5 protein-coding genes and 2 pseudogenes are annotated in these 5,978 nt (G+C 59.6%); 3 read left to right on the forward strand and 4 right to left on the reverse strand.

All coding sequences use genetic code 11. The features are described from left to right. Positions 1–406: 406 nt before the first annotated feature. The 3 genes and pseudogenes from AC0QUY_RS42015 to AC0QUY_RS42025 form a co-directional block, all read right to left on the reverse strand. Positions 407–673, reverse strand: a complete 267-nt coding sequence (locus tag AC0QUY_RS42015; protein WP_057856018.1) for a hypothetical protein — start codon at positions 671–673, stop codon at positions 407–409. 1,025 nt (positions 674–1,698) lie between these two features. Further along, positions 1,699–1,972: pseudogene (locus AC0QUY_RS42020) on the reverse strand (IS3 family transposase); the annotation flags it as partial. A gap of 32 nt (positions 1,973–2,004) precedes the next feature. Then, a complete protein-coding gene (locus AC0QUY_RS42025) occupies positions 2,005–2,271 on the reverse strand; it encodes a hypothetical protein (protein WP_057856019.1) in 267 nt (88 codons plus the stop codon). Between the two features lie 479 nt (positions 2,272–2,750). Between AC0QUY_RS42025 and AC0QUY_RS42030 the strand changes: the two genes are divergently transcribed. The 3 genes and pseudogenes from AC0QUY_RS42030 to AC0QUY_RS42040 all read left to right on the forward strand — a co-directional run. Beyond that, a complete protein-coding gene (locus AC0QUY_RS42030; protein WP_202639128.1) occupies positions 2,751–3,497 on the forward strand; it encodes an alpha/beta fold hydrolase in 747 nt (248 codons plus the stop codon). A 350-nt stretch (positions 3,498–3,847) separates the two neighbouring features. Then, entirely contained in the window at positions 3,848–5,389 is a 1,542-nt protein-coding gene (locus AC0QUY_RS42035) for a S10 family peptidase (RefSeq protein WP_475391664.1), read from the forward strand. 240 nt (positions 5,390–5,629) lie between these two features. After that, positions 5,630–5,846, forward strand: a pseudogene (locus tag AC0QUY_RS42040) (transposase); the annotation flags it as partial. Positions 5,847–5,872: 26 nt separating this feature from the next. Here the strand turns inward: AC0QUY_RS42040 and AC0QUY_RS42045 are convergent. Then, the coding region (locus AC0QUY_RS42045; protein WP_146101462.1) for a transposase domain-containing protein at positions 5,873–5,978 on the reverse strand (106 nt) is incomplete at its 5' end.

Below are 5,978 nucleotides of genomic sequence, written 5' to 3' on the forward strand. Positions count from 1 at the left end.
CGATCATATGGAAGGTTCTAGTTCCAGAACTAGGCGCAGACATAGAAGCTCACATCGGCTCACAAACTCAGCAGCCGATAGCCGATCGCTTACCCACTCCGCCAGACGGGGTTTCCTTGCCGCTTACGTGGCTCCCTTGTCAGAGAGAAAAGGTCCGTTGATCCTTCGATGGGATCCTCGCCCGTCCCTAGACGGCTCGAGGGCGCGAGCGAGCTCCGTCAGCGCCTGCATGCGGCCTTCTTAAGCATGCACGTATTGGCGGATTCGCAAAGTGCAGACGACTGTTTTGTCCTCTTTGTCGGGGATGCACCCTCAGACGGCTGGTTTGAGCGCTGCGAGTTGATCGTGCGGATATCCTGGGCGGCAGGCGGAGCGATCGCGTCATTTCAGCGAGGCTTCAAATTTGCTAGCGACTGGAATCAGTGTCGTCCTTCAGATAATTCAGCATGGTGTTGCAGGCGGCCTCGGCCTCGGCGAAACTTTGGAGGGGCAAGCCGAGAACCCTGATCGCGCCCCGGCCCCGGTGAAGCGGACGCCACGATGCGACGTAGCCCAACCTTCCGCGAAAGCCAGGACCGGTGGGGCGCTGGAAGCTGATCACGAACGAATATTTGTCGCTGCTTGCGCTCCATATCTCCATGTCTTCGACGGCGCGATGGAATTGCAGGGGCATCAGGGTCGGTTCGCTAGGCCAGTCCGCGAACTACGCTGCTGGGGGTCGGCGCCCGGTAGGGGCAAGCGCAGCTCTCGCCGGCAAAGTGCGTTCGGTGGTCAAGCCATGCCATCGCTTTCTTATAGTCCACGGCCGGAAGCAGGAGCATCGACGTCAAGCTCGGCGATATTGATCGAACTCCATCGGCTGATAGACCGTATGTCTGAAGGCCGGAGGCCTATGGTCTGTAACGTGGCCACTTCCGCTCCACATTCCACGGCAATTAATATGGATGTCTTGCGGAGGGCACCTTGCGGTAAATCAATAAAGAGCTGAGCAGATCCGGATCTAAGACCGTACAACAGCACAGTGGTGAGAGCGCCGAATGTGGTGCCGGCATCCCAGTTGACCCGCATCCGTGACTGCTCTGAGCTGGGAGACATGGCGCCGCCGCCAATCTCATCGAAGATGCCGGCCGCTTCCTCCTAGAACATGCCTATGATCTGAGCGACTTGGATTAAGTGATGTCGAGGAGTGGGGTCGTTAAAGCGACAAGTGCACGGCGGGCCAATCGACATCAGCGCGTTTGCTCGCCGAGGTCTCATTAGCCGGCTCGCGAATGGGCCGCCGCCGGACGCGTAGCCAGGCGGTCGCGAACAGGCCACAATGGAAATAAGTGGTGACCTTCTAGCGTAGAGCCGGCGATCTCGACCCGAAGCTGAGTGCGTCCACCGCCCGACACACTTCTGGCCAGTACGATAGGGTCTTTCGCCCCAGCGGCGATACACGCGATAGATAGAGACCTGCCACGCCGAACGTTTGCAGCAAGCTATTATCGTTGGTTTCGATAGTGGTACCATCAGGTTTTGGCGTCAACACTGACTGTCAGCGCAACAGCGGGCACGTACCAATAATCACGTTGGCATTGAGGCCGCACGACCGTCCGCACACGGTACTGGCGCTTTGGCGCGAGACCCGCCAGCTCAGGGTAGCTTTTGCCTTTGAGCAGTAGTACCCATAGCCGCCCCTCGCTTTGCGCTCAGCAGCCGGGCTTTGCTAAGGGCGCCTTCTGAAAAATCGTTCTCCAGTCTCAGCTCCCCGATTGTGGCGTGCAGCGTCTCTACATCGATCGCGCATGCGCTCGTTCTGTTGCCGGGATCAGCACCAACTACCTAGGCCCACATCCTGCTTCCATTGCGTGATCTGCTTCGCATGCACGTCGAAATGCTGAATCAGCTGGGTCAGCTCCATCCCGCCTCAAATCAGGGCTAACGCTACCTTGGCCTCGAATGACGGGTGCCGGCGCGCACGTCTGCTCATCGTCTTTCCTGATTCGCGGACAAACTTCCGACTTAGTTCGCGGCCGGCTCGATGAGCACACGCCCGTACCTGATCATCGTTTCGACCTCTGTGCGAAAAGCCTGGCGCGAGGGGTTGCGTGAATGGAACATGTGACCGCCTGGAAAAAACACGAGTCTGATCCGCGGCGCTGAGGCGTAGGCGGCCAACTGATCGAGCACCATCTTCGAGCCGAAATAGGGCATGGCAAGATCGAACAGGCCATGCCCGACCAGTACGCGCATCTTCGCGTCCGTCGCAAGGATCTGGCGCAGCTCCAAAAGCGATTGCGGGGGCTGCCGTTGAAATCCCAGGCTCGCCGACCGCGCCGTTGAGCAGTTCATAACTTCTAGTCCTCTTCGCAGGAAACCTTTGGAAGACCGTGTCCAGATTTATGATGATCCAAGGGACATGAGCTTCACGGTGGGGCTGAGGCCGTGTACCTATAAACCCCCGCGGCGTCGTGTCACTGTGACACGTCCGCTTTGCTCCGATAGCGACCAAGTTCGTGCCGCTAGCGCAATATGTCGCGATGCGCCAACAGCCGACAAAGCTTTCTTGCACCGCCAATTCTCGCAGTTGCCAAGCGACGAACTTTGGCGTTGTTGTCACGCACGCCACTATTGGGCGATGGACTTTTAGAGGCGACGGTTGGGGAAGCCAATGTGCGCGACGCATCGCTGTCACCAGTGGCGCAACATTCTTTGTGGCAGTGCTATCGAGGGGTTGTGCGACAGAGTTGCTTTGAGGGAAACTCGCGATGGCCATCGTTCTTGTTCACGGAAATCCTGAAACCGAGGCGATCTGGGACGATCTGGTCCCGCATCTGAGCGACCAAAAGATTATTCGTCTCTCTCCGCCCGGATTTGGGTCAGCTCTCCCACCCGGCTTTGACTGTTCTGTTGATGCTTATCGCAACTGGCTTGTTGGCGAACTCGGGAACTTGGCGCAACCGATTGATCTCGTGGGGCATGACTGGGGTGGGGGACATGTCATGCGCATTGCGATGGACTATCCGGGTCTAATACGATCCTGGGCGGTCGATATTCTGGGCGCGTTCCACCCCGATTACGTCTGGCACGACTTGGCGCAGGCTTGGCAGACGCCACAGGTCGGAGAGCAAGCGGTTGCGCAAATGGCAAGCATGCCGGCCGAAGCGCTAGCCCGGCGGTACGAGAGCTTGGGCATGACCGCGGCGATCGCGCGGAAGGTCGCTGCTGGTGCGAACGGCGAGATGGGCAGGGCAATCCTGGCGCTGTACAGATCGGCCGCGCAACCGATCATGCGCGATCTCGGGACTGGCTTGCCACGGGCAGCCGCCAAACCTGGCCTAGCGCTGATCGCGACAGAAGACCATTACTGCGGCGGGCAGACGCTCGCGCGCCGTTGTGCCGAGCGCGCCGGCGCAAAGGTCGCGATTTTAGAAGGGGCAGGTCATTGGTGGATGTGCCAGCAGCCAAAACAAGGTGCTGACGCGATCAACTCCTTCTTGGCAAAGCTGAACTAGGAGCCAGACTCAATTATCCAATAGGTGACGATGGCGGCGAGGTAAACGGCACCCAAGAAGTTTCTCGCAAACTTGTCGTAGCGAGTTGTAACGCGCCGGAAATCCTTGAGCCGGCAGAAGCAGCCCTTGCTAACATTGCGCCTTCTGTAGGAGCGTTTGCTGTAGCTGTCAGGCGTCACGCTGTTAGATTTGTTAGGAAATGACAGGCTCGCGCCTGGGTTGATCAGGTACCATGATGACGGCTACTGGATTGAGTAGGTTTTGTTGTTCCCCGACGTGAGCTAGTGGTTAGAGCCGTTTTGATAGACACGCCTCGCGCTCAAGGTGCGCGCCGGGACAGGAGAAACTCGATGCAATTGACCGCGGTGCGCCGCACCTTTCCTGCGCTGATCCTGTTTGCCTGCGGGATAATGTGGAGCGCGGGCGCCGACGATCGGCCGCCCGCCCAGCTCACGACGCCGGCCGGCCAGAAGGGTGACGCCGGCCAAACGCCGAGTATGCCGTCGACGCCCGAGCAGCATCGCCTCCCGCCGGACTCCAGCAGCAGGCACACGCTTGAGCTCCCTGGGCGGACGCTCTCTTTCGTCGCGACCGCCGGCTCCATCCGCCTGTTCGACGACAAGGGCGAGCCACAGGCCGACATCGTCTATACCTCCTATCAACTTGACGGCACGGATCGCGGCACGCGCCCGGTAACATTCTTCTTCAACGGCGGACCGGGCGCATCATCGGCCTGGCTGCAGCTCGGCAGTGCCGGACCGTGGCGGTTGCCGATCAATGCTGACGAGGTCACGCCATCGACATTTCCGGAGGTGAGGCCAAACGCGGAAACTTGGCTCGATTTCACCGATCTGGTGTTTCTCGACCCCGTAGGCACCGGCTACAGCCGTTTCGAGGGGACCGGGACCGGCGATGATGCGCGCAAGCGGCTCTATTCCGTTGAGGGCGACGTCAACGCGCTCGCGCTGGTGGTCCGCCGCTGGCTCGAAAAGCATGACCGGCTGTTGTCGCCGAAGTACATCGCGGGTGAAAGCTATGGTGGCATTCGCGGGCCAAAGGTTGTCGACCAGTTACAGATGCGGCAGGGCATAGGCGTCAAGGGCTTGATCATGCTCTCGCCAGTGTTCGACTCCAGCCAGTTTGCCCGCACGAGCTTGCTGCAATACGTCGCAAGGCTGCCAAGCTATGTCGCGACCCTACGTGAAGCCAAGGGTCCGGTAAAGCGAGCCGATCTCGCCGACGTGGAAGCTTATGCACGCGGCGAGTTTCTGAGCGATCTCATCAAAGGCCAGGCGGACAAGGAAGCGACCACGCGTCTGGCCGACAAGACCGCGGCGCTGACCGGCATCGACCAGGCGGTGAGTCGCAGGCTCGCGGGCCGTTTCGACCTTGCCGAGTTCCGCCGTGAGTTCGATCGTAAGAACGGCAAGTTAATCGGCAATTATGACGCCTCGGTGCGCGGCCTCGATCCGTATCCGGACTCCGATTTCCGCCTTTCCGGCGATCCCTCGAGCGATACGCTGCTGGCGCCTCTGACCAGCGCCACTGTCGACCTCCTTACGCGCAAGCTTAACTGGCGGCCGGACGGCTCGTATGAGCTGCTCAACCGCACGGTCGCGCAGGCTTGGGATTTCGGCCGCAGCCCTCCGGAGTCGGTTTCGGAGCTGCGCCAGATCCTGGCAACGGACCGGAAGTTGAAATTGCTGGTCGGGCATGGCCTGTTTGACCTCGTCACGCCTTATCTCGAATCACAGATCGTGCTCGATCAATTGCCGCCATTTGCCTCGTCACCTCGCGTCAAGCTTGTAGTCTTTCCCGGCGGCCATATGTTCTATTCACGAGACGCCTCGCGCCAGGCTTTTCGTGCAGAGGTCGAAGTGATGATGAAGTAACGCCGACGACTTGGTCACAAGCAAGCTCACCTTCGCACAAGCATTTATAATCTCTCAACGAGTGCCGATGAAATCCTCGCGCCCGCTTCCGATCGGTGCCAGACCGGCTAGGACAATCGTGAGTCGAGAGGATTAAGCGGGAGCTTGTTTGTTGGGCAAGTTTAGACTTAACTGATCCAATAGTCGACCATAGGGGTGAGCTACGCGCTCGCCGACCAAGAATGGATTGCCATCAAGCCCATGCTGCCGGATGGCGTTTCCTCGGGTGAATGACCTTCGTGTCATCAATGGCATCTTCTGGGTCTTGCGCTCCGGAGCGCCTTGGCGTGATCTTCCCGAAATGTTTGGTCCGTACACCACATGCTAGAACCGCTTCGTTCGCTGGCGGCGGGCGGGTGTGGGTGGCCGGATCATGGACGCTCTTGCCGCTGCCCTTGATGCCGCTGTCCAGATGATCGCACCGTAAGCGGCAAGCTGAGGCCGTCAGGCGGCGTGGTTCCATGGCATAAGCGCGTCGATTTCGCTGCTCGGCCAGCCGTTGGCGATACGCTGAAGCGTGAGGGTGAGCCAGGCGAACGGATCGACGTTG

The sequence above is a fragment of the Bradyrhizobium sp. WYCCWR15520 genome, from assembly GCF_056174665.1.